This is a genomic window from Bradyrhizobium lupini, assembly GCF_040939785.1.
GTDB lineage: Bacteria > Pseudomonadota > Alphaproteobacteria > Rhizobiales > Xanthobacteraceae > Bradyrhizobium > Bradyrhizobium canariense_D.
Window position 1 is genome coordinate 517,630 of sequence record NZ_CP162553.1, and the last position, 25,992, is coordinate 543,621.

Annotated in this window: 27 protein-coding genes and 3 pseudogenes; 7 read left to right on the forward strand and 23 right to left on the reverse strand. The window is 63.9% G+C overall.

Annotated elements, in window-relative coordinates; translation table 11 throughout:
* Positions 1 to 49 precede the first annotated feature (49 nt).
* Together AB3L03_RS02790 and AB3L03_RS02795 are read left to right on the forward strand one after the other, a co-directional pair.
* Positions 50 to 1,198 (forward strand): hypothetical protein, encoded by a 1,149-nt coding sequence (locus AB3L03_RS02790; RefSeq protein WP_247297480.1) that lies wholly within the window; start codon positions 50 to 52, stop codon positions 1,196 to 1,198.
* A 169-nt stretch (positions 1,199 to 1,367) separates the two neighbouring features.
* Entirely contained in the window at positions 1,368 to 2,594 is a 1,227-nt protein-coding gene (locus AB3L03_RS02795; protein ID WP_368508206.1) for an ABC transporter substrate-binding protein, read from the forward strand.
* A 121-nt stretch (positions 2,595 to 2,715) separates the two neighbouring features.
* Here the strand turns inward: AB3L03_RS02795 and AB3L03_RS02800 are convergent, their stop codons facing one another.
* The 8 genes and pseudogenes from AB3L03_RS02800 to AB3L03_RS02835 form a co-directional block, all read right to left on the reverse strand.
* Entirely contained in the window at positions 2,716 to 3,969 is a 1,254-nt protein-coding gene (locus AB3L03_RS02800) for a tetracycline resistance MFS efflux pump (protein WP_018459139.1), read from the reverse strand.
* The gene (gene der / locus AB3L03_RS02805; protein WP_018459140.1) at positions 3,966 to 5,348 is read right to left on the reverse strand and encodes a ribosome biogenesis GTPase Der; all 1,383 of its coding nucleotides are present in this window, start codon (positions 5,346 to 5,348) and stop codon (positions 3,966 to 3,968) included. The genes AB3L03_RS02800 and der overlap by 4 nt, the downstream gene beginning before the upstream one ends.
* Positions 5,349 to 5,397: 49 nt before the next feature.
* Positions 5,398 to 5,946, reverse strand: a complete 549-nt coding sequence (locus AB3L03_RS02810; protein WP_026233742.1) for a hypothetical protein — start codon at positions 5,944 to 5,946, stop codon at positions 5,398 to 5,400.
* A gap of 26 nt (positions 5,947 to 5,972) precedes the next feature.
* The gene (locus tag AB3L03_RS02815) at positions 5,973 to 6,626 is read right to left on the reverse strand and encodes a tetratricopeptide repeat protein (RefSeq protein ID WP_018459142.1); all 654 of its coding nucleotides are present in this window, start codon (positions 6,624 to 6,626) and stop codon (positions 5,973 to 5,975) included.
* A gap of 167 nt (positions 6,627 to 6,793) precedes the next feature.
* Positions 6,794 to 8,387, reverse strand: a pseudogene (locus AB3L03_RS02820) (class I adenylate-forming enzyme family protein).
* A gap of 72 nt (positions 8,388 to 8,459) precedes the next feature.
* Positions 8,460 to 9,044: an NnrU family protein gene (locus AB3L03_RS02825; RefSeq protein ID WP_026233743.1), complete on the reverse strand. Its 585-nt coding sequence runs from the start codon at positions 9,042 to 9,044 to the stop codon at positions 8,460 to 8,462.
* A gap of 71 nt (positions 9,045 to 9,115) precedes the next feature.
* Positions 9,116 to 9,694, reverse strand: coding sequence for a hypothetical protein (locus tag AB3L03_RS02830; protein WP_085352892.1), 579 nt, complete (start codon positions 9,692 to 9,694; stop codon positions 9,116 to 9,118).
* A 227-nt stretch (positions 9,695 to 9,921) separates the two neighbouring features.
* Positions 9,922 to 11,541 carry a peptide chain release factor 3 gene (locus AB3L03_RS02835; RefSeq protein WP_085352891.1) on the reverse strand — a complete coding sequence of 540 codons (1,620 nt, stop codon included), beginning with the start codon at positions 11,539 to 11,541 and terminating at the stop codon, positions 9,922 to 9,924.
* A gap of 163 nt (positions 11,542 to 11,704) precedes the next feature.
* Here AB3L03_RS02835 and sugE point away from each other — a divergent pair, with 163 nt between their 5' ends.
* Positions 11,705 to 12,019, forward strand: a complete 315-nt coding sequence (gene sugE / locus AB3L03_RS02840; protein WP_085395961.1) for a quaternary ammonium compound efflux SMR transporter SugE — start codon at positions 11,705 to 11,707, stop codon at positions 12,017 to 12,019.
* On the opposite strand, the gene AB3L03_RS02845 is transcribed toward sugE, so the two are convergent.
* The 7 genes from AB3L03_RS02845 to AB3L03_RS02875 form a co-directional block, all read right to left on the reverse strand.
* Positions 12,012 to 13,019: an inorganic phosphate transporter gene (locus tag AB3L03_RS02845; RefSeq protein WP_085395960.1), complete on the reverse strand. Its 1,008-nt coding sequence runs from the start codon at positions 13,017 to 13,019 to the stop codon at positions 12,012 to 12,014. The genes sugE and AB3L03_RS02845 overlap by 8 nt on opposite strands.
* Before the next feature lie 15 nt (positions 13,020 to 13,034).
* Positions 13,035 to 13,679, reverse strand: coding sequence for a DUF47 domain-containing protein (locus AB3L03_RS02850; protein WP_018459150.1), 645 nt, complete (start codon positions 13,677 to 13,679; stop codon positions 13,035 to 13,037).
* A 158-nt stretch (positions 13,680 to 13,837) separates the two neighbouring features.
* Positions 13,838 to 14,806, reverse strand: a complete 969-nt coding sequence (locus AB3L03_RS02855) for a branched-chain amino acid ABC transporter permease (RefSeq protein WP_007592084.1) — start codon at positions 14,804 to 14,806, stop codon at positions 13,838 to 13,840.
* A gap of 1 nt (position 14,807) precedes the next feature.
* Complete coding sequence (locus AB3L03_RS02860; RefSeq protein ID WP_018459151.1) at positions 14,808 to 15,671, reverse strand: branched-chain amino acid ABC transporter permease; 864 nt, start codon at positions 15,669 to 15,671, stop codon at positions 14,808 to 14,810.
* Positions 15,672 to 15,743: 72 nt separating this feature from the next.
* Positions 15,744 to 16,967: an ABC transporter substrate-binding protein gene (locus AB3L03_RS02865; RefSeq protein ID WP_018459152.1), complete on the reverse strand. Its 1,224-nt coding sequence runs from the start codon at positions 16,965 to 16,967 to the stop codon at positions 15,744 to 15,746.
* A gap of 33 nt (positions 16,968 to 17,000) precedes the next feature.
* Positions 17,001 to 17,747: an ABC transporter ATP-binding protein gene (locus AB3L03_RS02870; RefSeq protein WP_007609233.1), complete on the reverse strand. Its 747-nt coding sequence runs from the start codon at positions 17,745 to 17,747 to the stop codon at positions 17,001 to 17,003.
* A complete protein-coding gene (locus AB3L03_RS02875) occupies positions 17,740 to 18,495 on the reverse strand; it encodes an ABC transporter ATP-binding protein (RefSeq protein ID WP_018459153.1) in 756 nt (251 codons plus the stop codon). Before AB3L03_RS02875 ends, AB3L03_RS02870 begins: the two co-directional genes overlap by 8 nt.
* A gap of 336 nt (positions 18,496 to 18,831) precedes the next feature.
* Between AB3L03_RS02875 and AB3L03_RS02880 the strand changes: the two genes are divergently transcribed.
* The gene (locus tag AB3L03_RS02880) at positions 18,832 to 19,515 is read left to right on the forward strand and encodes a PAS domain-containing protein (protein WP_018459154.1); all 684 of its coding nucleotides are present in this window, start codon (positions 18,832 to 18,834) and stop codon (positions 19,513 to 19,515) included.
* A 3-nt stretch (positions 19,516 to 19,518) separates the two neighbouring features.
* Here AB3L03_RS02880 and AB3L03_RS02885 read toward each other — a convergent pair whose 3' ends face one another.
* Positions 19,519 to 19,893, reverse strand: coding sequence for an ArsC family reductase (locus AB3L03_RS02885; protein WP_018459155.1), 375 nt, complete (start codon positions 19,891 to 19,893; stop codon positions 19,519 to 19,521).
* A 107-nt stretch (positions 19,894 to 20,000) separates the two neighbouring features.
* Between AB3L03_RS02885 and AB3L03_RS02890 the strand changes: the two genes are divergently transcribed.
* The 3 genes from AB3L03_RS02890 (at position 20,001) to AB3L03_RS02900 (ending at position 22,003) form a co-directional block, all read left to right on the forward strand.
* Positions 20,001 to 20,372 (forward strand): tRNA-binding protein, encoded by a 372-nt coding sequence (locus AB3L03_RS02890; protein WP_247391370.1) that lies wholly within the window; start codon positions 20,001 to 20,003, stop codon positions 20,370 to 20,372.
* Positions 20,373 to 20,584: 212 nt separating this feature from the next.
* Positions 20,585 to 21,217 carry a TetR/AcrR family transcriptional regulator gene (locus AB3L03_RS02895; RefSeq protein ID WP_085362174.1) on the forward strand — a complete coding sequence of 211 codons (633 nt, stop codon included), beginning with the start codon at positions 20,585 to 20,587 and terminating at the stop codon, positions 21,215 to 21,217.
* Positions 21,218 to 21,220: 3 nt separating this feature from the next.
* Positions 21,221 to 22,003: a sulfite exporter TauE/SafE family protein gene (locus AB3L03_RS02900; protein WP_368508207.1), complete on the forward strand. Its 783-nt coding sequence runs from the start codon at positions 21,221 to 21,223 to the stop codon at positions 22,001 to 22,003.
* A 2-nt stretch (positions 22,004 to 22,005) separates the two neighbouring features.
* Here the strand turns inward: AB3L03_RS02900 and AB3L03_RS02905 are convergent, their stop codons facing one another.
* The 7 genes and pseudogenes from AB3L03_RS02905 to AB3L03_RS02935 form a co-directional block, all read right to left on the reverse strand.
* On the reverse strand, positions 22,006 to 22,710 hold the full coding sequence (locus AB3L03_RS02905) for a glutathione S-transferase family protein (RefSeq protein WP_204513924.1): 705 nt from the start codon (positions 22,708 to 22,710) through the stop codon (positions 22,006 to 22,008).
* 93 nt (positions 22,711 to 22,803) lie between these two features.
* Positions 22,804 to 22,947 (reverse strand): hypothetical protein, encoded by a 144-nt coding sequence (locus tag AB3L03_RS02910; protein ID WP_162847292.1) that lies wholly within the window; start codon positions 22,945 to 22,947, stop codon positions 22,804 to 22,806.
* A gap of 114 nt (positions 22,948 to 23,061) precedes the next feature.
* Positions 23,062 to 23,581 (reverse strand): annotated as a pseudogene (locus AB3L03_RS02915) (DUF429 domain-containing protein).
* A pseudogene (locus tag AB3L03_RS02920) lies at positions 23,578 to 23,938 on the reverse strand (carboxymuconolactone decarboxylase family protein). The pseudogenes AB3L03_RS02915 and AB3L03_RS02920 overlap by 4 nt, the downstream one beginning before the upstream one ends.
* 3 nt (positions 23,939 to 23,941) lie before the next feature.
* Entirely contained in the window at positions 23,942 to 24,463 is a 522-nt protein-coding gene (locus AB3L03_RS02925; RefSeq protein WP_085352883.1) for an RNA polymerase sigma factor, read from the reverse strand.
* Entirely contained in the window at positions 24,460 to 24,669 is a 210-nt protein-coding gene (locus tag AB3L03_RS02930; protein WP_162496413.1) for a DUF2892 domain-containing protein, read from the reverse strand. Before AB3L03_RS02930 ends, AB3L03_RS02925 begins: the two co-directional genes overlap by 4 nt.
* A 98-nt stretch (positions 24,670 to 24,767) precedes the next feature.
* Positions 24,768 to 25,952 carry a serine hydrolase gene (locus AB3L03_RS02935; RefSeq protein WP_085395952.1) on the reverse strand — a complete coding sequence of 395 codons (1,185 nt, stop codon included), beginning with the start codon at positions 25,950 to 25,952 and terminating at the stop codon, positions 24,768 to 24,770.
* Between the last annotated feature and the right edge of the window lie 40 nt (positions 25,953 to 25,992).

Sequence of the window (25,992 nt, forward strand, 5' to 3'; positions counted from 1 at the left end):
GCCCGCGCTCAAGCGGCAGCAAGCTGCAGGCCAATAAAGGGAGGTTGCCATGGCGCCATGGCGGAATCGCGCAGGCTCTACGCATGCGCTCGCAAATGTCTCTCGCGTCCTCTCCGTCCTGATCGCGGCCGTCGCGTTCGCGCTTCCGGGCGCGGCAACCGCCGGCGACGTCCCGACCTTCGCGGTCGATGCTTCCTGGCCAAAGCCGTTGCCGAACAACTGGATCCTCGGCCAGGTCGGCGGCATCACCGTCGACTGGCAGGGCCACATCTGGGTGATCCATCGCCCACGCTCGCTCACCGACGACGAGAAAGGCGCGAGCCTCACCCCGCCCCGCTCGAAATGCTGCGTGTCGGCGCCGCCCGTGCTCGAATTCGACACGGATGGCAATCTGCTGCGATCGTGGGGCGGCGCGGGCGAAGGCTATGAATGGGTCGGCCGCGAGCACGGCATCGAGGTCGACGAGCGCGGCTTCGTCTGGGTCGGCGGCAATGCCGACAATGACAACGCCATCCTGAAATTCACGCTCGACGGCAAGTTCGTCGCCCAGATCGGCAAGATCGCGCCGAGCCTCGGCAGCAGCGACACGACCCAGCTCGGCAAGCCCGCCGAGACCGCGATCGACAAGGCCGCCAACGAAATCTACGTTGCCGATGGCTACGGCAATCGCCGCGTCATCGTGTTCGATGCGACCACGCTCGCCTACAAGCGGCACTGGGGCGCCTACGGCAACAAGCCTGACGATACCAAGCAGGCTCCTTACGATCCCAAAGCGCCGGTTGCGCAGCAATTCGGTAATCCCGTCCACTGCGTGAAGCTCGCCAATGACGGGCTTGTCTACGTCTGCGATCGCATCAACAACCGCATCCAGGTGTTCAAGACGGACGGCACCTTCGTGAAGGAGTTCTTCTTCGAGAAGAACACGCTCGGCAACGGCGCGGTGTGGGACATCGCGATCTGGCCCGATCCGAAGCAGACCTGGCTGCTCAGCGCCGACGGTGAGAACAACGAGATCAGGGTGATCAGGCGCGAGGACGGCAGCGTGGTCGGCAGCTTCGGGCACAACGGCCGCAATGCCGGACAATTCCACTGGGTGCATGCCATGGCGATCGACGCCAAGGGTAACGTCTATACCGCCGAGGTCGACACCGGAAAGCGGATCCAGAAATTCAAGCTGACATCGGACGCGCTGAAATAGCGTCTCGACGCATTTTGCCCAAAAGTTAACCGAGGGAGGACGCTGCGACGCAGCGTCATCCGGCTTTAGGCGCATTGCCGCCGGCCGTGGGACACGGTAGAGCCATCAGCCGGAACAAGGCTCCGTTTAAGAGAGCCGTCCGCATGTTTGACAATGGAGGAAACCTTTTATGACGACGACGTTCGCGCGCCGCTCCGCGGCCCTTCTGGCCTGTGCCGCCTTCGGTTTTGCCACATCCGCCTTCGCTCAAGACAAGACCGTCAAGATCGGCGTGCTCAACGACATGTCGAGCCTCTATGCCGACATCGGCGGCCCGAACTCCGTGGTCGCAATCAAGATGGCCGTTGAGGATTCCGGCCTGCTCAAGAAGGGCTGGAAGATCGACGTCATCAGCGGCGACCATCAGAACAAGCCGGACGTCGGCGTCAACATTGCCCGGCAATGGATCGACAACGACAAGGTCGATGCGATCGCCGACACGCCGAATTCCGGTGTCGCCCTGGCGGTCAGCAACCTGGTCAAGGAAAAGAACTCGGTGCTGCTCAATTCCGGCGCGGCCTCCGCCGACCTGACCGGCAAGGCCTGCACGCCGAACACGGTCTCCTATACCTACGACACCTACATGTTGGCCAACGGCACCGGCAAGGCGCTGACCAAGGCCGGCGGCGACAGCTGGTTTTTCCTGACCGCAGATTATGCCTTCGGCCATGCGCTCGAACGCGACACCACCGCGGTCGTGACTGCGAACGGCGGCAAGGTGCTCGGCAGCGTCAAGCATCCGATCAATACCGCGGACTTCTCGTCCTTCCTGCTGCAGGCGCAATCGTCCAAGGCCAAGGTGGTGGGCCTTGCCAATGCCGGCGGCGACACCACGAACTCGATCAAGCAGGCCGCCGAGTTCGGCATTGTGCAGGGCGGGCAGAAGCTCGCGGCGCTGCTGCTGTTCATCAACGACGTGCATTCGCTGGGTCTGAAGACCGCCCAGGGCCTGACCTTCACGGAATCCTTCTACTGGGACATGAACGAGCAGACCCGCGCCTGGTCGAAGCGATTCTCGGCGCTGGCCAACAAGAATGCGATGCCCTCCATGACGCAGGCCGGCAATTACGCGATGGTGCTGCATTATCTCAAGGCGATGGACGCGCTCGGCAGCAATCCGCATGACGGCGCCAAGGTCGTCGCCAAGATGAAGGAGCTTCCGACCGACGATCCGCTGTTCGGCAAGGGTCCGCTGCGCGAGGATGGGCGTCGTCTCATCCCGGCCTATCTGTTCGAGGTGAAGAAGCCCGACAGATCGAAGGGACCGTGGGATTACTACAAGCAGATCGCCACGATCGCGGCGGAAGACGCGGCCAAGCCGCTCAAGGACAGCGAGTGCCCGCTGGTGAAGAAGTAAGGGCGTAGCAATTGCGCAACTGCCTCCACGACGTCATGCCCGGGCTTGTCCCGGACATCTACGTTCTGGACCGGACGAAGAACGTGGATGGCCGGGACAAGCCCGGCCATGACGGCCCTCTTCAAGGCCCCTTGGCGACAGCCAGCGCCCGCACCGCGATCGCCGCGCACGCCACCATCAGCACCGCCGCGAGCAGGAACGGCGCGCCGGGCAGCTGCCACGGCGCGCTGGCGCCGATGAAATATGAAAACGTCAGCGTGAACAGGAACGGGCCGACGAGCTGCGACACGCTCTGCACGCTCGCGGTCGCGCCCTGCAACTGGCCCTGCTGATCCGGCGCGACCAGCCGCGTCATCAGCGATTGCATGGCGGCGCCCGAAATGCCCCACAGCGACATCACGGGAATGCCGATCCAGAACAGCGGCCCGGTCGGCGCCGCGCCGAAGATCACGAAGCCAATCGCGCCACAGCACAGGCCGAGCAACAAGGCGTTCCGCTCGCCGAGCACACGCACGATCGGGCCGATCGCGAGCCCCTGCACCACCATCGCGCAGATGCCGACCATCGCCAGCGTCAGCCCCACGGTTTTCGAATCCCAGCCGTAGCGATAAGTGGCGTAGAGCACGAAGGTCGAGGGCAACACGACATGCGCGACCTGCGCGATGAAATTGACGACGGACAGCGCGGCGAGCACCGCGTTGGAACGCAGCAGGCGGAGCGCTCCGAGCGGATTGGCGCTCCTCCAGCGGAACGGCGCGCGCTTGTCCGGCGCCAACGATTCCGGCAGGACGAAGAGCCCATAGAGCGCATTGGCGAAGCTCAAGGCCGCCGAGGCCCAGAACGGCAGGCGCGGATCGATATCGCCGAGCAGGCCGCCCAGCGCCGGGCCCAGCACGAAGCCGGCGCCGAATGCAGCGCCAATCCTGCCGAACACCGCTGCGCGCCGCTCCGGCGGCGTGATGTCGGCGATATAGGCAAAGGCGGTCGAGATGCTGGCCGAGGTGATGCCCGAGATGACGCGGCCGACGAACAGCCAGACCAGCGACGGCGCCAGCGCCATCAGCACATAGTCTGCCGCGAGCCCGAAATTCGACAGCAGCACCACCGGCCGCCGCCCGAAGCGGTCCGACAGCGCGCCGAGCACCGGCGAGAATACGAACTGCATCAGCGCCCAGGCGGTGCCGAACAGGCCGAAGATGCGGGCCGCATGGGCCGTGTCGTTGTCGACGAAGCTCTCGATCAGTTTTGGCAGGATCGGCATGATCACGCCGAGCGCGAGCATGTCGAGCAGGATGGTGACGAAGATGAAGGCGACCGCACCGCGCCGGACTGGCGCTGCGCCCTGCGCCATCGCCTCGCCGGCGTCGTTGCTCACGACGGCCGCTTGCGCTTGTGGGCGAACGGATTGGCCTTCTCGCGCAAGGTGATGCGCACCGGCGTGCCCGGCAGCTCGAAGGCCTCACGCAGCGAATTGGTGAGATATCGCAGATACGACTGCGGTACCGCGTCCGCACGCGAGCAGAACAACACGAAGCTTGGCGGGCGGGCCTTGGTCTGCGTGATGTAGTTCAGCTTGAGTCGTCGTCCGGACACGGCCGGCGGCGGATTGGCTTGGACCGCCTCCTCGAACCAGCGGTTCAGCGCCGCGGTCGACACACGCCTGTTCCAAAGCGCATAGGCATCCTGGATCGCCTGCATCAATCGATCGATGCCCTCGCCCATCAAGCCGGAGACGGCGACGATCGGCACGCCCTTGATCTGCGGCAGCAAGTGATCGGCATCGCGGCGCAGGTTCGAGATCGCGCCGCCGCCCTTGCTTTCCATCAGGTCCCATTTGTTGACGGCGAGCACGACGGCCCGACCCTCGCGCTCGATCAGGTCGGCAATGCGAAGATCCTGCTCCTCGAAGCGGTTCTGCGCATCCATCATCATCACGACGACTTCGGCAAAGCGCACCGCGCGCAGTGCGTCGGCGACCGAGAGCTTCTCGAGCTTCTCCTCGATCCGCGAGCGCCGGCGCAGACCTGCGGTGTCGAACACCCGAAACTCGCGCCCCTTCCAGTTGATCTCGACCGCGATGGAATCGCGCGTGGTACCCGCCTCCGGGCTCGTCAGCAGGCGCTCCTCGCCGAGCAGATGATTGATCATCGTCGACTTGCCGGCGTTGGGCCGGCCGACGATCGCGACCCGGATCGGACGCGTGGCCGCCTCTTCCTCCGTCAGCGGCTCGTCGTCCTCGACCTCATCCTCCTCGACGGGCTCCGGCATCAGCTCTCTCAAGGCGTCATAGAGCTCACCCAGGCCCTCGCCATGCTCGGCCGAGATCTGGATGGGATCGCCGAGGCCGAGCGCGAAAGCCTCCATCGCGCCGGCATCGCCGTGCTTGCCTTCGCTCTTGTTCGCGACGAGCATCACCGGCTTGTTGGCCTTGCGGGCGAAATCGGCGAAGGCGCGATCGTTGGGCGTGAGGCCCATGCGGGCATCAATCACGAAGAACAGCGCGTCGGCCTGTGCGATCGCGGCCTCCGTCTGCTCCTGCATGCGGGCGGTCAGCGAGCCCTTGGCACCCTCATCGAGGCCGGCGGTGTCGATGATCGTGAAGTCGAGATCGCCGAGCCTGGCCTCGCCCTCGCGGCGGTCGCGGGTGACGCCGGGGAGGTCATCGACAAGCGCGAGCTTCTGCCCGACCAGACGGTTGAACAGCGTCGACTTGCCGACATTGGGTCGGCCGATAATGGCAATCTTAAAGGACATGGGTCATTCGTGCGCTGCCGGAGCCGCGCCTGTCAATGAAATGAAAAAATCAGCGCGAGAAGCTGCCGCTCGGCATGGGCGCCGGGAAGGCGCCCTGCGTTTGCTGCTGGGTGGTCTGGGTCGGTTGCGCCTGCTGGACGGATTGATCGGGCGGCGGCGCGGTGGTGCGCTTGCGCACGATCTTCTGCCTGGGCGGCGGCGTGGCCGCGGGCGGCGCGGCCTCGGGCTGGGCCTCGCCGTCGACTTCGCCGGCGGGCGCCTCAGCCGGCGCGACGGCTGCGGTGGCCGGCTGCCTGGTCTTTTTCGCCTTGGCACCCTTCGCCGGCTTCGGCTCGGGCGCAGGCTCGGTGGGCAGAGCCGCAACGGCGGGTCCGTTCGGATCGGGCTGTTGCTGGGCGCCCTTGTACATATCCTTCGGAACGCCTTGCTCGAGGCCGGGCACGCCTTCCGGGAACACCGGCTTGCGGTCGCCCGGCAGCTTCTTCTTGGTGTCGAGGAAGTCGAGCATGTCGCTCGGATCGAAGCTGGAGCAACCGCCCAGCACGCCCGTGAAGGCGATCAGGACGGCGGTTGCGATCAAGCGTGGCGTGCGGCGCATGTCGGTATCTCGTCTCAGCTCTCGGCTCAGCTCTTCGCTACGGGCGGCAGCAGGGCCTGCAGCGCCTCGGCGCGTGAGCGCAGGCCGGGCGGCGTTTCGCCGTCCTCGGCAATCGCGTCGAGCCATTTGCGGGCCGCAGTCACATCGTTGTTGCGCCAGGCCGACAGCGCCAGCATCTCGCGGGCGGTGTGACGGAAGGTCGATTTGGGTGCGGTCGAGGCTTCCAGCCGCTGCTGCATGTCCGCATAGCCGGCGCTGTCGAGCAGGAGACCGGCGGCGCGGATCTTTGCCAGATCCTGCCACTCGCCGCCTACACTGCGGTCGGCGGCGATGTCGTCATACAGCTTGGCGCCTGCCTTGGGATCGCGGGCCGCCGCCTCGGCCGCAGCACGCAGCCGCGCCAGGGTGCGATAGCCCGATGGAGCCTTGGCAGCGAGCTCGGTGAAGGCCGCCTCGGCCTCCGCATGCTTGTCCTGCTCGGACAGCTCAGCGGCCTTCTCGAAGGCAGCACCGGCCTCGGCAGCCTTCTTGGCTTCAAGATATTGGTAACCGCGCCAGCCACCCACGGCGGCGACGATCAGCACCATCAGTGCGATAAAGACGATCGAATATTTATCCCACAGCTTCTTGAGCTGTTCGCGACGTACTTCCTCGTCGACTTCGTCAAATAATTCAGACACTTATGCTAATCCCATGCCCGTCCGGGTGCGCGCGCCAAAGCGTTCGCGTCAGGAATCCCGTCCCCACGTGGCGGCGGGGTACCCTAACGATATGGCGGTGGCAAGGCAAAGCGAGCCCGATCAAGGCGTTAACCACCCGGGACAGCCCGAGAGACCGCCTCCCCGGGTCAGGTTCCCAACGGCTCCCGCAGCTGCCGCTTCAGCACCTTGCCATTGGCATTGCGCGGCAAGAGCTCCGCGGTGATCACCATGGTTTCCGGGACCTTGTAGTCCGACAGCCGCTCCGCGCACCAGGCGCGCAAGGCCTCGCTGTCCACCGGTGCACGCGTCACCACCACGGCGTGGACGCGTTCCCCCAGCACCGGGCACGTCTTGGCGACGATCGCGCTCTCAACCACGGCCGGGTGGCCGGCCAGAACGGATTCGACCTCGGCCGAATAGATCTTGAGGCCACCCCGATTGATCATGTCCTTCTGCCGGTCGAACACCCGGACAAATCCCTCCGCGTCGACCGAGCCGAGATCGCCGGAATGCCAGAACCCGCTGGTGAAGCTTTCGGCCGTGGCTTTGGGATTGTTCCAGTAGCCCTTGATGACGGACGCACTCTGGATCCAGAGCTCGCCGATTTCCCCAGGCGGCAGCTCACGCCCGTCCGCGTCCATCGCCAGGATGCGCGCACCCGGACACGGCAGTCCGACGCTGTCGATATGGCTTTCCGTCAACTCGCCCGGCATGATCGTGGACGGCGACGTGGTCTCGGTCGCACCGTAGCAATTCGCCAGCGCGAGGCCGGGAATGATCGCCTTGAGCTTCTCGATGGTGGCAACCGGCATCGGAGCACCGCCAAAGCCGCCGATGCGCCAGCTCGACAGATCGTAGCTCTCGAAATCGGGCTGGAGCAGGCACAGATTGTACATCGCCGGCACCATCACCGTGTAGGTGACGCGCTCGCGCGCGGCGAGCTTGAGATATTCGCCGGCTTTGAACTCCGGCATGATGATCAACGCGCCACCGCAGCAGATCATCGTCGTGATGTTGGCGACCACGCCGGTGACATGGCCGAGCGGCACTGCCGCGATCGAACGGTCGGCCGCCGTCAATTGCAGGCAGGACATGAAGATCATCGAGGAATGGACGATGTTGCAATGGGCCAGCATCGCGCCCTTCGGCTTGCCTGTCGTGCCCGAGGTGTAGAGGATCATCGCGGTGTCCTCCTCGCTCGTCTCGACCGGTGCCGCGGCCGGGGCGTTGTCGACGAGCACCGCGAAATCCGACAGAGCCGGATCGTGGTCGATGGCGATGCGGTCGATCACATCGGGCACGTCCAGTGCGTCCGGCAGCCGCTCCGCAAGTGCCGCCTCGTGGATCAGGATCTTGGCGCCGCAGTCGGCGAGCACATAGGCGATTTCCGGCTTCTGCTGCCGCGTGCTGAGCAGCACCGTGACGAGCCCCTCATGGGCGGCAGCAAACAGCAGCAGCGGGAATTCGACGCGGTTGCCGAGCAGGATCGCGACACGATCGCCGCGCTGCAATCCGAGCTTGCGAAATCCCGCCGCGATCCGCGCAGCCTGCTCGACGGCCTGCCGCCAGCTCAGCCGGACACCGCCTGAGATCAGCGCTTCGCCGTCGGGATTGCGGGCGCAGGCGTCCGCAATCATCGCCCACAGGCTCGACGGCCGATCGCAAAATGCCGGTACCACCCGATCGCCGAAGCGCGCCTCGAACCGCATTGGCGGGATCTGGAGAATGCGACCAGTCCATCGGATTGCCCTTGGCTTGTTACTTTCGTTATCTTCCGCGCACGGGCATGCGGTCCTGTCTTGTGCTGATCGGCTAGCCGCCCATCACGGGAACGCCGATGACGACGGGATGGAACGCAAAAGCCAGCGCCAGATAAGCGACGATTCCAACCACGACCGCGATCAGATCGTTGGTGACGCCGCCGACCGGAATCGGCGGACCGCCGCCATCGGTGCGACGCTTCAGCGTGATGCGGTCATACACCGCCCAGCCCAGAAAGGACCCGAACAGGATGATGGAGCCGAGATCGCCATTGGCCAGAAGATGCGCCGCCGCCCACAGCTTGATGCCGGCCAGCATCGGATGCTTCAGTGTCGCGTAAATGCGGCCGCGCAGATAGGACGCAACCACCAGGATGACCGCGGGCAGCATCAGTGCGAGCGTGATGTGCTTCAGCGCCTTCGGCGGATACCAGACGTCGATCCAGCCGGTCGCGCGATAATGCGCGAAGCCCCAGATGATCAGTGCGAGCCCCGCAAGCGAGGCAAGCGAATAGAGGATCTTGTAGGTCCCCTCGCCCACTCTCGCGATGGCCTGCGCGCGTGCATCGCGTTTCGTCGTGAACACATGCGCCGCAAAAAACAGCGCAAGCCCCAGGATCATAACCAGCAGACCCACGAGATTCTCCCCTCAACCAGCGCCCCAGCCCATGGCGTATCATCGATTGGCCGCGGGTCGCAACTGATGCGCTACTTGCCGATCTCGCGATTGTCGACATACCGGATCGCGATCGGCCGCCCGGCGATGGCACCGCCAAAACCGCCGGTGAACTTCAGCGGCAGGCAGGCGTTCAACGATGAATTGATTGCATTAAGATAGGTAGTTCTCGTCTCGGCGGGCACGCCTGCGGTCGCAAAGGTCAGGCGCGGCGGGCCGATCAGGCCGCCCGATTTGTTGAAGCTGAAGCGCACGGCGATCTGCATGCCCGCGCGCGCATTGTCCGATGGCGGCGACCAGCAGCTGCGCAGCTCGGCGAAGAGATCGCCAATCGTATCGAGATCGTGATCCGGCTTTTGGTATTTGGCGCGATCCGCCTCCGCCGGCACGCTTTGGATCGTGAGCTGGAGGTTCTGGCCGTAGGGATAGTCGATCTCGGGAATGCAGGGGCCAGGCTCGAGCGGGCTGCAATAGGACGGCGTGCAGGGCCGGCCATCTAGGACGCTGCACGGCTCGTGCGAAAACGGAATTGGGTTGATTTGTCGCGGCCGCGCATCGGCGGCGATCACGGCAAAGACGGTCAGGAACAGCACGAGGATTGCGCGCAACATCGGGAGCACCAAACGGGCGACCACATTCAAATTGGTAGGACTTGAAGCGGCTTCAAGCCATTCGCGTTCACGTGCTCGCGTTTACCCACGGTGTCGTCGTCCGGCTTGATCGGACGACCCAGTATTCCAGAGGCGATCGTTGTTGAGCCGAGAGGCCGCGGCGTACTGGATGCCCCGGTTAAGCCGGGGCATGACAGCGGAGGGTGAGGAGCGGACGGAGCCCCACCCTAGCCCTTCTTCTTGACGTCCTTGACGTTGGTGAACTCGATGCCCTCCGCCCGTTCCCTTGTGTAGCCGAGATAGAACTCGTTCCGCGCCAGATAGACGGGATCGCCGTCGACATCGTCGGCGATGCTGGAGGTGTTGGCAGCGATGAAGGTATCGAGCTTCTTGCGGTCGTCCGACGAGACCCAGCGCGCGAGCTGGAACTCGCTGACCTCGAATTCGACTGGCAGGGAATATTCCGCATCCAGCCGGGCCTTGAGCACGTCGAGCTGGAGTGCGCCAACGACTCCGACCAACGCCGGTGCGCCGTCGCGCGGGCGGAACACCTGCACCACGCCCTCTTCCGACATCTGCTGAAGCGCTTCCTTCAACTTCTTCGCTTTCATCGCATCGGTGAGACGCACGCGGCGGACGATTTCCGGCGCAAAGCTCGGCACGCCGACGAAGTTGAAATCCTCACCGTCGGTCAGCGTATCGCCGATGCGCAGCGTGCCGTGATTGGGAATGCCGACGACGTCGCCGGCATAGGCTTCGTCCGCAACCGAACGGTCCTGCGCGAAGAAGAATTGCGGGCTGGACAGCGGCATGCTCTTGCCGGTGCGCACGAGCTTCGCCTTCATGCCGCGGCTCAGCTTGCCGGAGCACAGCCGCGCGAAGGCGATACGGTCGCGGTGGTTGGGATCCATATTGGCCTGGATCTTGAACACGAAGGCGCTCATGCGCGGGTCGGTGGCTTCGACCTTGCGCTGGTCGCTCTCCTGCGCGCGCGGCTCGGGCGCGAACTTGCCGAGCCCTTGCAGCAGGTCGCCGACGCCGAAATTGCGTAGCGCGCTGCCGAAATAAACCGGCGTCAGATGGCCCTCGCGAAACGCTTCGAGCTCGAACGGTTTTGAAGCCGCGGTGACGAGCTCGAGCTCGTCCTTGACCGCCGACACGTCGAGATTGGCATTGAGCTTGGCGAGCTCGGCGATCTCGATCTGCTGCGCCGCGCCGGTCTTGGCGCCACCGCCTTCGAGCAGGCGCACGCCGCCATTGACGACGTCATAGGTGCCGAGGAACTCGCGGCCGCGGCCGACAGGCCAGGTCATCGGCGTGGTATCGAGCGCCAGCGTCTTCTCGATCTCGTCGAGGAGCTCGAAGACGTCGCGGCTCTCGCGGTCCATCTTGTTGATGAAGGTGATGATCGGGATATCCCGAAGACGACATACCTCGAACAGCTTTCGGGTGCGCGCCTCGATGCCCTTGGCGGCGTCGATCACCATGACGGCGGAATCGACCGCCGTAAGCGTGCGATAGGTGTCTTCCGAAAAGTCCTCGTGGCCCGGCGTGTCCAGCAGGTTGAACACGAGGCCCTCGAACTCGAAGGTCATGACCGAGGTCACGACCGAGATGCCGCGCTCGCGCTCGATCTTCATCCAGTCCGAACGCGTGTTGCGCCGCTCGCCCTTGGCCTTGACCTGGCCAGCGAGATTGATGGCGCCACCGAACAGCAGCAGCTTTTCGGTCAGCGTGGTCTTGCCGGCGTCCGGATGCGAGATGATCGCAAAAGTACGCCGCCGCGACACTTCAGCGGCAAGCGAGGAACGGGCCGTCGATTCGGCTGTGGTGGCGATGTCGGACATTGCGGCAGCGTTTGGCAGGGAAAATGAGCCTGATCAAGCCTGATCTGGTGATTGCGGAGGCTTCCGGCCAGCCCCATATCGGGCTTGGGTTGGGAGGGACGGCCTTCCCTTGCTATCAGCACACCAGTCGCGGGGACGACCCTGCCTTGAATGGAGGGTCGTCATGGCCTGGAGCATCCTGTTCGTCGCCGGTCTGCTGGAGATCTCCTGGGCGATCGGCCTCAAATATACCGAGGGGTTCACCAGGCTCGTTCCGTCAATCCTCACGCTCGGCGCCATGGCCGGCAGCATCATCCTGCTCGGGCTCGCTCTCAAATCGCTGCCGATTGGAACCGCTTATGCGGTCTGGACCGGCATCGGTGCGGTCGGCACCGCGACGCTCGGCATCATCCTGTTCGGCGAGCCGGCCACCGCGTTCCGCCTCGCCAGCATCGGGCTGATCGTCGCCGGCATTGTCGGACTGAAGCTGGTTACCTGACGAAGATCTTGACCGCCCACCAGCTCAGTGCGGCGACGATGGCCGAGGCCGGCATCGTAATCACCCAGGCATAGACGATCGAGCTGGCGACGTTCCAGCGCACCGCCGAGAGGCGGCGGGCCGCGCCGACGCCGACGATGGCGCCGGTGATGGTGTGGGTGGTCGAGACCGGAACACCGAGAAAGGTCGCCATGAACAGGGTCGCGGCACCGCCGGTCTCGGCGCAAAAGCCCTGCATCGGGGTCAGCTTAGTGATGCGCAGGCCCATGGTGCGGACGATGCGCCAGCCGCCCATCAGCGTCCCCATCGCCATCGCGGCCTGGCACGAGAGCACCACCCAGAAGGGTACGAAGAATTCGCCGCCGAGCTGGCCCTGCGAATAGAGCAGCACGGCGATGATGCCCATGGTCTTCTGAGCGTCGTTACCACCATGGCCGAGCGAATAGAGCGAGGCGGAGGCGAATTGCAGGATGCGGAAGGCGCGATCCACGGCAAAGGGCGTGGAGCGCACCGAGGCCCAGGAGACGATCGCGACCAGCACCATCGCGAGCAGGAAGCCGACCAGCGGAGACAGCACGATGGCGATCACCGTCTTGGACAACCCGCTCCAGACCGCCGCTGAAAGGCCGGCTTTGGCCACGCCGGCACCAAACAAGCCGCCGATCAATGCATGAGACGAGGACGATGGGATGCCGAGCGCCCATGTCACCAGGTTCCAGACGATGGCGCCGACCAGCGCGGCGAAGATCACCTGAGCATCCACGATCGCGGGATCGATGATGCCGGTGCCGATAGTCTGGGCAACGTGCAGCCCGAACACCATGAAGGCGACGAAGTTGAAGAACGCGGCCCAGAACACCGCGTATTGCGGCCGCAATACGCGGGTCGAGACGATGGTCGCGATCGAATTGGCGGCGTCGTGCAGGCCGTTCAGGAAGTCGAACAGCAGCGCGACGGCGATCAATCCGACCAGGACGGGAAGACCCAACGCAACATCCACGGCGTGGCCCCTGCCCTAAACTTGCTCGATGACGATGCTGTTGATCTCGTTCGCGACGTCGTCGAAGCGGTCGGCGACTTTCTCGAGATGGTCGTAGATCTCTGCGCCGACGATGAAATCCATCGCGTTGCCGCCGCGATGCTTGAGGAACAGTTCCTTCAGCCCGATATCATGGAGATCGTCGACGCGGCCTTCCAGCTTGCCAAGCTCTTCCGTGATCGCGGTCAGCATGGCCACGTTCTGACCGATCTTCTGCATCAGCGGCAGCGCGCGGCCGACCAGATTGGCGCATTCGATCAGAAGCCCGCCGATCTCCCGCATCGGCGGCTCGAAGCTGCGGACCTCGAACAGCATCACGGCCTTGGCGGTCTGCTGCATCTGGTCGATGGCGTCGTCCATCGAGGTGATCAGGTTCTTGATGTCGCCGCGGTCGAACGGGGTGATGAAGGTGCGGCGCACCGCGGTCAGCACCTCACGGGTGATGTTGTCGGCATCGTTCTCGAACTGGTTGACGCGCTGGCAATAGACCGGCGTCTCCTCGCCCCCGTTGAGCATGCTCTGGAGCGCGATCGAGCCCTGGATCACGGTCTGGGCGTGGCGGTCGAACAGGTCGAAGAACCGTTCTTCCTTCGGCAGGAAAGCGCGAAACAATCGCATCATGGGGGAGAGACTACCGGTTGGATGATGGCCTGGCCCAAGCGGGCCGTCATGAAACTGTCATAGACCATTTTCGATCCACGCGCGTGCCACCTCACGCCCGTGGAGCTGGATCATCCACCGCTTTCGCGCGTCAACACATCTTCTATTATATCAATGACTTACAGCGACCGCCGGAAGTAATGCGCGATTTCGCCGATGACGCCACGGCGGAAGGTGAGCACGCAGATCACGAAGATCGAGCCCTGGATCACGGTCACCCATTGGCCGAACCCCGCCAAATATTGCTGCATGGCGATGATCACGAAGGCACCGACCACGGGACCGAAGACGGTTCCGAGTCCGCCGACCAGCGTCATCAGCACGACTTCGCCCGACATCGACCAGTGCACGTCGGTGAGCGAGGCATTCTGCGCCACGAAGACTTTCAGCGCACCGGCAAAGCCGGCCAGCGTGCCCGACAGGACGAAAGCCAGAAACTTGTACTGATCGGTGCGGTAACCCAGCGAGATCGCGCGCGGCTCGTTCTCGCGGATCGCCTTGAGGACTTCGCCGAACGGCGAGTTGATGATGCGGAAGATCAGCAGGAAGCCGGCGAGGAAACCGACCAGCACCACGTAGTAGAGCACGGTGGGCTTGGTCAGATCGAAGACGCCGAACATGCGTCCCTGCGGAATACCCTGGATGCCGTCTTCGCCATGGGTGAACGGCGCCTGGAGGTAGATGAAGTACAAGAGCTGCGACAGCGCCAGCGTGATCATCGAGAAATAGATGCCCTGGCGGCGGATCGAGATATAGCCCGTGATGAGCGAGAGCACGAAGGCACCGGCGACCCCGACGAGGATGCCGAGTTCCGGCGGCAGCGCCCATACTTTCAGCGCATGCGCGCTGCAATAGCCGGCCGTGCCCAGGAACATCGCATGGCCGAAGGACAGCAAACCGCCGTAGCCGATCAGCAGGTTGAAGGCGCAGGCGAGCAGCGCGAAGCACAGCGCCTGCATCACGAAGAACGGGTAGACCCCCGTGAATGGCACCGAAGCCAGCAGCAGCGCCATCACCACGAACACGATCATCTCGTCGCGGATCGCGCGCGGGGTTACCGGCAGCGTGTCGTCCGTCAAGGCTGTCATATCAGGCCGCCCTTCCCGTCAATCCCGTTGGCTTCACCAAGAGCACCAGCACCATCAGCACGAACACGACGGTGTTGGAGGCCTCGGGGTAGAAATATTTGGTCAGGCCTTCGATCACACCGAGCGCGAAGCCGGTGATGATGGACCCCATGATCGATCCCATGCCGCCGATCACGACCACCGCGAACACCACGATGATGAGGTCGGCGCCCATCAACGGCCGCACCTGGTTGATCGGCGCCGACAGCACGCCGGCGAGCGCTGCAAGGCCGACACCGAGGCCGTAGGTCAGCGTGATCATGCGCGGCACGTTGACGCCGAAGGCGCGCACGAGCGTCGGGTTTTCGGTGGCGGCGCGCAAATAGGCGCCGAGCCGCGTCTTCTCGATCAGAAACCAGGTCGCGATGCAGACCACCAGCGAGAAGATGACGACCCAGCCGCGATAGACCGGCAGGAACATGAAGCCGAGATTCATGCCGCCCTTGAGCTGGTCCGGAATGGCGTAAGGCAGGCCGGAGGAGCCGAAGTAGTTCTGAAACACGCCCTGCACGATCAGCGCAATGCCGAAGGTCAGCAGCAGGCCGTAGAGATGATCCAGCCCGGTCAGCCATTGCAGCATGGTCCGTTCCAGGATCATGCCGAAGATGCCGACGATAACAGGCGCAAGCAGCAACGCCCACCAGTAGTTGATGCCGCCGAGGTTCAGCAGGAAGTAGGCGACGAACGCGCCCATCATGTAGAGCGCGCCATGGGCGAAATTGATGATGTTGAGCATGCCGAAGATCACGGCAAGCCCGAGACTGAGCAGCGCGTAGAACGAGCCGTTGATCAGTCCTACCAGTAGCTGAGCGTAAAGAGCCTGCATCGATCCCGCACCTGGTCCCTTCGGCGTTCCCTGAAAGTCGCCCGCAGGCCTGATGGCCTGCGGGCGGTTAGCTTACTTCTTCAAGAGCGCGCACTTGCTCTCGGACAGCGGCGTGAAGGCCTGGTCGCCCGGCACCGTGCCGACCAGCTTGTAGAAGTCCCACGGTCCCTTGGACTCGGAGGGCTTCTTCACCTCGAACAGATAGGCATTGTGGATGGTGCGGCCGTTGGGCTGGATCTCGCCCTTGCCGAACAGATCGTCTTCCGTCGGCATCGACTTCATCTTCTCGACGACCTTGACGCCGTCATGCGGGTTGCCGCCGAGCGCTTCCAGTGCCTTGAAATAGTGACGCACGCCCGCATAGACGCCGGCCTGCACCATGGTCGGCGGCGCGTTGTTCTTCATCTTCTCGGCGAAGCGCTTCGAGAACGCCCGGGTCTGGTCGTTCATGTCCCAGTAGAAGGTCTCGGTGAAGTTGAGGCCCTGTGCGGTCTCGAGCCCGATCGCCTTGACGTCGGTGAGGAACAGCAGCAGCGCCGCGAGCTTCTGGCCGCCCTTGACGATGCCGAACTCGGCCGCCTGCTTGATCGTGTTGGTGGTATCGCCGCCGGCATTGGCAAGGCCGATGATCTTGGCCTTGGAAGCCTGCGCCTGCAGCAGGAAGGACGAGAAGTCCGGCGTGTTCAGCGGGTGCTTGACGCCGCCGACCACCTTGCCGCCATTTGCGGTAACGACAGCGGTGGTGTCGCGCTCCAGCGCCGCGCCAAAGGCGTAGTCCGCGGTCAGGAAGAACCACGTGTCGCCGCCGGCCTTCACCAGCGCCTGGCCGGTGGTGTGGGCAAGCATGTAGGTGTCGTAGGTCCAGTGCACCGTGTTGGGCGAGCACTGCGCGTTGGTCAAATCCGAGGTCGCCGCGCCCGAGTTGATATAGACGCCGTTCTTTTCCTTGATGACGTTGTTGACCGCGAGCGCCACGCCGGAATTCGGCACGTCGACGATGAGGTCGACCTTGTCGACGTCGAACCATTGCCGCGCGATCGCGGTGCCGATGTCGGGCTTGTTCTGGTGATCACCCGAGATGATGTCGATCTTCCAGCCCTTCGCAGCCAGACCGGAATCTTCAATGGCCATCTGCGCGGCGAGCGTCGAGCCCGGCCCGCCAAGATCGGCATAGAGCCCGGACTGATCGGACAGCGCGCCGATCTTGACGGTCTTGTCCTGCGCGAAGGCTACGCCCGCGGTGGTCACGGCCAGCGCCGTGCCGAGCAGAAACGACGCAATCGACTTTGTCATCATGCTACTTCCCTATGAATCTTCTTGTTGGCAGTTCTAGACACCGAGATAGGTGTGGAGCTTGTCCATGTTGGCGGCGAGCTCCGCATTGGAAAATCCGTCAATGATCTTGCCGTGCTCGACCACGTAATAGCGGTCAGCGACAGTGGATGCGAACCGGAAGTTCTGCTCGACCAGGAGGATCGTAAAACCCTCCTTCTTGAGCCGCGCAATGGTGTGGCCGATCTGCTGGATGATGACGGGCGCGAGACCCTCCGTCGGCTCGTCCAGCATCAGGAAGTTCGCGCCGGTGCGCAGGATGCGCGCGATCGCGAGCATCTGCTGCTCGCCGCCGGAGAGTTTGGTTCCCTGGCTGTTGAGCCGTTCCTTCAGGTTCGGAAACAGATCGAAGATCTGCTCGAGCGGCAATCCGCCGGGACGCACCACCGGTGGCAGCAGCAGGTTCTCGCGGACATCGAGGCTGGCGAAAATTCCCCGCTCTTCCGGGCAGAACGCGATTCCCATCCGCGCGATCTTGTCCGAGGTCGTGCGGATGATGTCCTGGTTATTGAACTTCACCGAGCCGGTGCGCTTGCCGATGATGCCCATGATCGACTTCAGCGTGGTGGTCTTGCCGGCGCCGTTGCGCCCGAGCAGGGTGACGACCTCGCCCGCGTTCACGTCGAAGTTGATCCCGTGCAGGATGTGGGACTCGCCGTACCAAGCTTCGAGGTTGCGGACCTGGAGGAGGTTGCCGCCGCTCGCGGCCTTTGCGGGAGCTTCCGCCGTTGCAGTCTCAGCCATGACCGGCTCCCAGATAGGCTTCCTTGACGCGTTCGTCCTTGGTGAGCTCGCTGTAATGGCCTTGCGCCAGCACCTGGCCGCGCGTCAACACGGTGATGATGTCGGAGAGATTGGCAACGACGCTCAGATTATGCTCGACCATCAGGATGGTGTATTTCGCGGAGATGCGCTTGATCAACGCCGCGATCTTGTCGATGTCCTCGTGGCCCATGCCGGCCATCGGCTCGTCCAGCAGCATCATCTCCGGGTCGAGCGCGAGCGTGGTTGCGATCTCCAGTGCGCGCTTGCGCCCGTAGGGCATCTCGACCGCGGGCGTATTGGAAAACTCGCTGAGGCCGACATCGTTCAACAGCTCGCGCGCGCGATCGTTGAATTGGTTGAGGACGGACTTGGAGCGCCAGAAATCGAAGGAGCTGCCGTGCTGGCGCTGAAGCGCGACGCGCACGTTTTCCAGCGCGGTGAGATGGGGAAATACCGCCGAGATCTGGAACGAGCGAACCAGCCCCAGGCGAGCCACGTCGGCGGGCGCCATCGCGGTGATGTCCTGCCCCTTGTACAGGATTTTTCCGGCAGACGGTTTGAGGAACTTGGTCAAAAGATTGAAGCACGTCGTCTTGCCGGCGCCGTTCGGGCCGATCAACGCGTGAATGCTCCCACGGCGAACCTTGAGCGCAACGTCGCGGACGGCGAAGAAGCCCGCGAACTCCTTGGTCAAGCCTTCCGTTTCGAGAATGAACTCATCGGCCAAACAGTTTTCCCCCTGCCCGCACAACGCGCGTGGCTATCCTTGTTGCTTCGGCTTTCCGGAGGCCCTTGGAGCCACTCCCTGGAGCCCATCCGGAACGCCGCCTCCGGGCGCGGAATATGCCGGAGGTGACGGGGGTTAGGCAAGGCGGAAAGCTGAGCAGGTCAGGCCTCCGGCCGGGAGACTTATGCTCCCTTAGTCGGACATGTTTTGATGTCGCGCCTGCCCGGCTTCCCGGTTCGCAAAGCGCCGGTCATCAAGCCGTCGTTAACGGTCTTTCGTTCCATGCGCCAGCCTTCATAGAAAATTTTCCCGCAGCGAGGATCATGCGCGGGTTTCATGCGTCCGGAATTTCTATTCGCCGGGAATATTGTCTTGGATTTTGCAAGCGCGGCTCCTTCCGTGGTCAAGTCGATCAGGCAGCGTGATCTCCTGAACACGTGGCTGCGGCTCTATGCGCGCGAGCAGACGGCCCCGGCGATCTGGGAGTACCAGCCTGCGCGGCTCGAGGAAGAGCTCTCCGATCTGATCTATTATACGGTGGATGCGTCGATGCCGACACCGCGTCTGACCATCCAGAGCGAAGGCACGCGCATCTCGCGCGCCTATGGACACACCGGCAAGGGCGTTCTGCTCGACGACTATATCGGGCCGCGTCTCGCGCCCCTGGTGATGCCGGTCTATCATGAATGCGTGGCGCGTGGGCTGCCTGTCTACAGCGTTGCCGACGTCGATGACATCTACGGCCGTATCGTCGCCTATGAGCGCCTGCTGCTGCCGTTCCAGAGCGACGGCAAGGTCTGTCACATCATCGCGTCGCTCAAGACCTTCTGCGAGGACGGCGGCTTCGAGATCAAGAATCTGATGCGCGGAAATGACGCGCTGCCGCGCCCGAGATTGCGCGCGGTGATCGACCACGACCTGTTCCATCGCACCCCGGGCCGCATCGCGCCGGCCGAACTGGTCGAGTTCGCGGACCAGCAGGGCTCAGGTGTTCCCACCGAGATCATCGAGCTGAACTAGCGGTCAGCGCGATTTGGCGGCGGCTTCCTTGGTCGTGACTTCCTTGGCATAGATCTCCGGCTTGAAGCCGACCAGCAGCTTGCCGCCGACTTCAAGCACCGGCCGCTTGATCATCGATGGTTGCGCTAGCATCAACGCCAGCGCCTTTTTCTCGGAGAGGCCTTCCTTGTCGGCATCGGGCAGCTTCTTGAAAGTCGTGCCGGCGCGGTTGAGCAGCGTCTCCCAACCGACCTTCTCGCTCCACTGCTTGAGCTTGTCCTTCTCCACGCCCGCCGTCTTGTAGTCGTGAAACGCGTAGGCGACGCCATGGCTGTCGAGCCAGGCGCGCGCCTTCTTCATGGTGTCGCAGTTCTTGATGCCGTAGATGATGTTGGGCAAAGCGTTCCTCGCGCATGCGTCGTATCGTGATCCCAAGGCGTTGTACGCAACTCCGGTTCGCGCGACAATATTGCGAAAACGATGCCAGCTCTTCGAACGGACACTCCATGCACGTCACCCACGATCCAGCCGCGACCGCATCGCCGACCATCAACTTCGACACTTTTCTCGCGGTCGATATCCGCGTCGGGACCATCGTCGATGCAAAGCCGTTCCCCGAGGCGCGCAAGCCGGCCTGGCGGCTGTGGATCGACTTCGGTCCCGCGATCGGCGTGCGCAAGAGCTCGGCGCAGATCACCGAAAATCATCCGCTTGAAACGCTAGTGGGCCAACAGGTGGCTGCGGTCGTGAATTTCCCGCCGCGCCAGATCGGCCCCGTTGTCTCGGAGGTGCTGACCCTCGGTTTCCCCGATGCCGACGGCAAGGTCGTGCTGGTGCAGCCGAGCAAGCCCGTGCCGAACGGCGGACGGCTGTTCTAGGACCGCGCGCTCAAGGGGCGTTTCCTGGCCGCCGGGGGCGCCTTTGAAGGTTACCTCCTGTTTCCCGGCCCCCGGTTCCTCGGGCTTGACCACGATACCCTTTCATAATAAAAATGACTGACTGATCGTTTTTTATCAAATCAGTGTTGCGAAGCCGCTTGTCCTGCAGAACGACTAAAACGATTGATTTGTCATTTTTTTGTGGATGGCGAATGCCGAAAATCAGCGACAAGCAACGTGAAGGCCGGCGGCAGCAGATTCTCGAAGCCGCCCTTGCCTGCTTCGCCGAGGACGGTTTTCACCAGACCGGGATGGCCGACATCGTCAAACGGTCGGGGCTGAGCCACGGTGCGGTCTATCTCTACTTCCAGAGCAAGGACGATCTGATCGAGGCACTCGCCGACGACCGGCATCGGCGCGAGGCCGTGCTCAATTCGGTCGCGCAAGGATCCGGCGATCCGATCGAAGGACTTCACGCGCTGGTCGGCGTCTACGCGCAATGGCTCACCGACTCCGCCGGCGAAGCGCGCCGCCGTGTCGGCATCCATGGCTGGGCCGAAGCCCTACGCAACCGCCGCGTCCGCACCAGCGTCGTGGAAGGCATCGACATGCCCCGCGCCCTGATCGTCGCCCTGGTCGAGCGGGGCCAGCATGACGGCCTCATCAAACGCGATCTCGGTGCGGAAGCGATCGCGCGCGTGCTGATCGCGATCTTCCAGGGTTTTGTGCTGCAAAAATGCTGGGGCCAGGATTTTGACATCGAGGCCTGCATGGCGGCCGTGACCGGCGTGATCGATGGATTTCGCACCACAAAGGCCGACGTCAAGCGACGGACCAGGAGCTGAGCGATGTCGTGGGTCCATGACCTGCTCGCAGGCATTGGGGTCGGCCTCATCGGCGGGCTGACATCGGGCTTCATGGGCACGAGTCCCGGAGGCGGCCTCGTGATTTTCAGCGTACTGCTACTGGGCGCCGAGCAACACGTCGCCCAGGGGACATCGCTGATCACGCAGGTTCCACCGACGGGACTCGCGGGCGTTCGCCGCTACTGGCAGAGCGGCAATCGCAGCCCGTTGCTGTGGATCGTCTGGATCGGCATCGGGTCTCTCTTCGGCGGTGCCGGCGGCGGCTACGCTGCGGCCGCAGTCTCCGACTCGGTGTTGCAATGGACCTACGTCGTCTATCTCGTCGCGCTGATCGCTCTCCTGATCCTGCGCCGCGACCGCGAGGAGAAAAGCAATGAGACCTGCGACCGAGACAAGCTGCCTTGGCTGCCGCTGCTCCTCATCGGCATGCTTGCCGGATTTTCCTCCGGCTTCATGGGCATCGGCGGTGGGCTCGCGATCACCGTCGGGCTCGCGGCGGGCCTGCGGGTGCCGCAGCATCAGGCCCAGCTCGTCAGCCTCGTCTTCTCGGTCATCCCGACCAATATTCCGGCGGCCTGGATCTACTGGAGCAAGGGCCTCATGGTCGGCTGGCCTGCCATCATCGGCATCCTTGCCGGCCTCTGGGTCGGCACCGATCTCGGCGCACGCGCGGCTAATGGCGTCAGCAAATCGGTGCTGCGCCGGGTCATGATCGCCCTCATCTTGCTGATGGCGCTCTACATGACCCACAAGGCGCTAACCTGATCTCACGGCCGCTTCGGAATGTTCAGCCCGCGCTCGACCGCCGGACGCGCCAGCCCGCGGTCGAGCCAGGCGGCGACGGATTTGAACTGGCTGAACTCGACGAGATCGCGGGCGCCGTAGAACCCGATGAGGTTGCGCACCCAGCCGAGCATGGAGATGTCCGCGATGGTGTAATCGTCGTCCATGAACCATTGCCGGCCGGCAAGATGCATCTCCATCACCCCGAGCAGCCGCTTGGCTTCGCCCACGTAGCGCTCGAGCGGCCGCTTGTCCTCGAAGTCCTTGCCGGCGAATTTGTGGAAAAAGCCGACCTGGCCGAACATCGGCCCGATGCCGCCCATCTGGAAATGCAGCCACTGGATGGTCTGATAACGGCGCGCGGCGTCCTGCGGCAGCAGCTTGCCGGTCTTCTCCGCGAGGTATTGCAGGATCGCCCCGGACTCGAACAGCGGCAGCGGCCTGCCGCCGGGACCATCGGGATCGAGGATCGCCGGGATCTTGCCGTTCGGATTGAGCGAGAGGAATTCCGGCGTCTTCTGGTCATCCTTGCCGAAATCGACGAGATGGACTTCGTAGGGAAGCCCGATCTCTTCCAGCATGATCGAGACCTTGACGCCGTTCGGCGTCGGTAGCGAATAAAGCTGGAGCAGCTCCGGTTGCTTGGCCGGCCAGCGCTTGGTGATGGGAAAGGCGGACAGATCGGACATCAGGACCCCGGCTTCGTTCATGAGATGCCGCCTAGTCTAGGCGAGCGGACGAACGACGCAAGGTCGAGTAGTCAGGTCATTTTCCCGTACAGGTCACAATGGCCGCAGCAAATGGTTGGTGGCGTGCATCACATCGCGCTGTGCGCGTTGCTCGATGAAGAGCTGGCCGGTGACGAGCAGTGCTCCGGTGAAGACGAGCGCAAGCATCGCGGTCGCGAACTGACTGACATCCCTCATCGGACGAGCTTCTCCGTGTTCGGTTCGCACGAGGAACGCGGGCCAGCCGTCGTCTGTTCCTGCAAGCTTCAAATAAATTGCAGCTTTTTCCCGGCTCCTCGCACCCCGACGGCCTCAATAATTGATCTCCATCCGCAAGCCCCGCGGATCGGTCTCCTCCCCGCCGAACCGCTGCGTGCTGTCGCGTGCCGCGATCGCGCAGGCACAGGCGTCGATCAGATCGTCACCGCCGATGCCGGTGCCATGTCGTTGAGTCAGCCATGTCGGCAAGCGCCCGAAGCCGCGCTGCTGCAGGAGTGCGATGCGCTGCCCGCGGCCCTCCGCCGATGTCTTCTTTGCAAGCCGGACCCGCCCAGCCAAATTCCGGATGCGCTTCGCCGATGGTCGCCTGCCGCGCCGGCGTCATGATCGCGTCGACGTCCCTGATCTTGTCCCTGATGTTCCAGAGCTGCGCCGATACGCCCCTGCCCTTGCCCTCGCGCTCCCAGTAGTGGCGATTGGCTGCCGCCATATCGGCGAACGTCCAGAGATCGCGGCGGGCGCCGAGAAACACGGCGGGACCGACCAGCTCGCGTGCGCGCAAATCGCAGATGCGATAACCACTCCATTTCAATCCGATCGGCATGTCGATCATCGCCCGGGCATGCGGCAGCGCGAGCAGCCGCTCAAGACCCGGCCGAGCAGGCGCTGCGCCAGCAACGCGTGGCCGAGCGTGCCGCCGGCGCGAACCGCGGCCGCAATCAACGCGGCTTCCGCGACTTCTTCGCGCGTTGCACCGGCCTTCGCCGCCTGCGCAGTGTGCACGTCGAGGCAATAGGCGCATTGCGTGGTGAGCACGACTGCGAGCGAGATCAGCTCGCGATATTTTAGCGGGATCAATCCGTCCTTCGACCGCGTGGTTGAACGCAAGGAACGCGTTGGCCTCGACCGGCGCGAGCGCCACGAAGGCCGGGATAGATTTCAGGTCGTCACGGCTTTGATAATCGGTCATGGCTCATCTCGTCAGATATTCGCGCATCAGGGCGCGGGCGCGATGCAGACGTGCCTTCACGGTCTGCCGGGTCGCGCCGAGCGCGACGGCGATCTCGTCGATGGTCATTTCCTTGACGTCGCGCATCAGCGCGACGTCGCGGTAGTGCGGCGGCAGCGCCTCGAAGGCCGCCGCGATGTCGATCCGCAAATCGGCTTCAGGACGCGACAGCAGCAGCGCCTCTGCCTCTCCGTCGTCGATCGCCGGCGCGAGGCCTGCCTTGCGGGCAAGCCGCAGGCATTCGCGGCGGACCACACTGAACAGCCAGGCCGAAAACGCCAGCCACGAGCGGATCGTGCCGACATGGCGAAACAGGATCCACAGCGCCTCCTGCGTCGCATCCTCGGCGTCCGCCGAGCTGCGACAGGTGGCGCGGGCGTAGCGGCGGATGTTCGGTTGCGCCGTCTCGAGCAGAGACGCGATCGCCTGGGGATCGCCGAGGCGCGCGGCCTCGAACAGGTCCGGCGAGATCCCGGCCGCGCTCACGACGCGCCTCCTCTTCCGATGCCGGCCATCGCGCAAATCGGACAATAGCCGACGAGGCCGGTCAGTGCGAAGCCGGCGCCGCCGAGCGCAACCAGCCACGCCGCAGCGCCGGTAAGATACACGAATGCCGCGACCGCCACCGCGACGCCTAAGGCGATCCGCACGGCCTGATGCAGGCCGCCGATGTTCTTTCTGTAAAATGCCATCACATCCTCCGAGATGAGCCGAAGCAAAATGCCTCGACCGTCAAGAGAGGGCGCGACGACCGGAAAGGATTCGCGGCAACCTGCAATTTTTTTCGCGATCAGCCTCCGACGGCCTGATAGGCCAGACGCTTGAACTCGAAGAAGAACGGATTCCAGAAGCCCATGTAGCGCTGCGTCATCAGCACACCGGCGGTATTGGCCTGCGGGCAGATCCACCAATGGGTGCCGGCGAGGCCGCCCCACTGGAATTCGCCGGTCGAATTCGGGGGATCGAACGGCATCGGCGCGAAGGTGACCGCGCCGCCGAGGCCAAAGCCCTTGCCGGGGATCGGGCCGAGATTGGCGAAGCGAATGTTCTCGCCGGCGGGCAGCTGGTTCGTCGTCATCTGCCGCAGCGTCTCCGGCTTCAGCAGAGCATCCGAGCCGGGAAGCAGCGCCTGTATCAAAGCGAGCATGTCGGGCAAGGTCGAGACCAGTCCGCCGCCACCCGACAGCCGCGGGAACTGCCGCCGATAGGCCTGCGGATAAGGCAGGTCGTCGGCCCGGGTGAGGCCGGGCTTCATGGGATCGAGCACATCCGCGCCGTTGTAGAGGGCGACCAGCCTGCCCTGCTGCGCGTCCGGCACGTGGAAGCCGGTGTCGGTCATGCCGAGCGGCTCGAAAATGCGCGCCTTGAGCACGGCGTCGAGCGGCTTGCCGGAGACGACCTCCACGACGCGCCCGAGCACGTCGGTCGCAACCGAATATTCCCAGGACGCGCCGGGATGAAAGGACAGCGGCAGATCGGCGAGCCGGTCGATCATGTCAGTCAGCGGCGTCAACGGATTGAGAACGCGTGCCTCGTTATAGCTTTTGAACAGCACCGTGCCGGGATCGAAGATGCCGTAGCTGAGGCCGGAGGTATGGGTCAGAAGCTGCCGGATCGTGATCGGGCTCTTCGCCGGTTCGACGTCGGCAAGGCTCAAAGCGCCCGGCTTCAGAACCTTGCGATTGCCGAGTTGCGGCAGGAATTTCTCGACAACGTCATCGAGCCCGATGCGGCCTTCCTCGGCCAACAGCATGATCGCGCAGGTGACGAAGATCTTGGTATTGGAGAAGGCGCGAAAAATGTGATCGGGCCGCAGCGCGGTGCTGGTCTCGCGATCGGCGAAACCGACGCACTGCTGATCGACGACCTCGCGGCCCCGCAGCACCGCCCAGGATGCACCCGGAATGATCTCCTGATCGACGTAACGCTGCATTGCTGTCCGCGTGGCGGAAAAATCAGGTGTTCTGGCGTCCATGTGTTTCCCCAATGATGGTTGGGATCGATATAGCGTGAAT

Coding starts and splice junctions, on each gene's coding strand:
- AB3L03_RS02795 (WP_368508206.1), top strand. CDS start 1,368: ATGACGACGACGTTCGCGCGCCGCTCCGCGGCCCTTCTGGCCTGTGCC.
- AB3L03_RS02895 (WP_085362174.1), top strand. CDS start 20,585: ATGCCGAAAATCAGCGACAAGCAACGTGAAGGCCGGCGGCAGCAGATT.
- AB3L03_RS02935 (WP_085395952.1), bottom strand. CDS start 25,952: ATGGACGCCAGAACACCTGATTTTTCCGCCACGCGGACAGCAATGCAG.
- AB3L03_RS02900 (WP_368508207.1), top strand. CDS start 21,221: ATGTCGTGGGTCCATGACCTGCTCGCAGGCATTGGGGTCGGCCTCATC.
- AB3L03_RS02910 (WP_162847292.1), bottom strand. CDS start 22,947: ATGAGGGATGTCAGTCAGTTCGCGACCGCGATGCTTGCGCTCGTCTTC.
- AB3L03_RS02860 (WP_018459151.1), bottom strand. CDS start 15,671: ATGCAGGCTCTTTACGCTCAGCTACTGGTAGGACTGATCAACGGCTCG.
- AB3L03_RS02810 (WP_026233742.1), bottom strand. CDS start 5,946: ATGCGCCGCACGCCACGCTTGATCGCAACCGCCGTCCTGATCGCCTTC.
- AB3L03_RS02890 (WP_247391370.1), top strand. CDS start 20,001: ATGCACGTCACCCACGATCCAGCCGCGACCGCATCGCCGACCATCAAC.
- der (WP_018459140.1), bottom strand. CDS start 5,348: ATGTCCTTTAAGATTGCCATTATCGGCCGACCCAATGTCGGCAAGTCG.
- AB3L03_RS02855 (WP_007592084.1), bottom strand. CDS start 14,806: ATGACAGCCTTGACGGACGACACGCTGCCGGTAACCCCGCGCGCGATC.
- AB3L03_RS02930 (WP_162496413.1), bottom strand. CDS start 24,669: ATGGCATTTTACAGAAAGAACATCGGCGGCCTGCATCAGGCCGTGCGG.
- AB3L03_RS02835 (WP_085352891.1), bottom strand. CDS start 11,541: ATGTCCGACATCGCCACCACAGCCGAATCGACGGCCCGTTCCTCGCTT.
- AB3L03_RS02870 (WP_007609233.1), bottom strand. CDS start 17,747: ATGGCTGAGACTGCAACGGCGGAAGCTCCCGCAAAGGCCGCGAGCGGC.
- AB3L03_RS02830 (WP_085352892.1), bottom strand. CDS start 9,694: ATGTTGCGCGCAATCCTCGTGCTGTTCCTGACCGTCTTTGCCGTGATC.
- AB3L03_RS02790 (WP_247297480.1), top strand. CDS start 50: ATGGCGCCATGGCGGAATCGCGCAGGCTCTACGCATGCGCTCGCAAAT.
- AB3L03_RS02865 (WP_018459152.1), bottom strand. CDS start 16,967: ATGATGACAAAGTCGATTGCGTCGTTTCTGCTCGGCACGGCGCTGGCC.
- AB3L03_RS02880 (WP_018459154.1), top strand. CDS start 18,832: ATGCGTCCGGAATTTCTATTCGCCGGGAATATTGTCTTGGATTTTGCA.
- AB3L03_RS02850 (WP_018459150.1), bottom strand. CDS start 13,679: ATGATGCGATTGTTTCGCGCTTTCCTGCCGAAGGAAGAACGGTTCTTC.
- sugE (WP_085395961.1), top strand. CDS start 11,705: ATGGCCTGGAGCATCCTGTTCGTCGCCGGTCTGCTGGAGATCTCCTGG.
- AB3L03_RS02905 (WP_204513924.1), bottom strand. CDS start 22,710: ATGTCCGATCTGTCCGCCTTTCCCATCACCAAGCGCTGGCCGGCCAAG.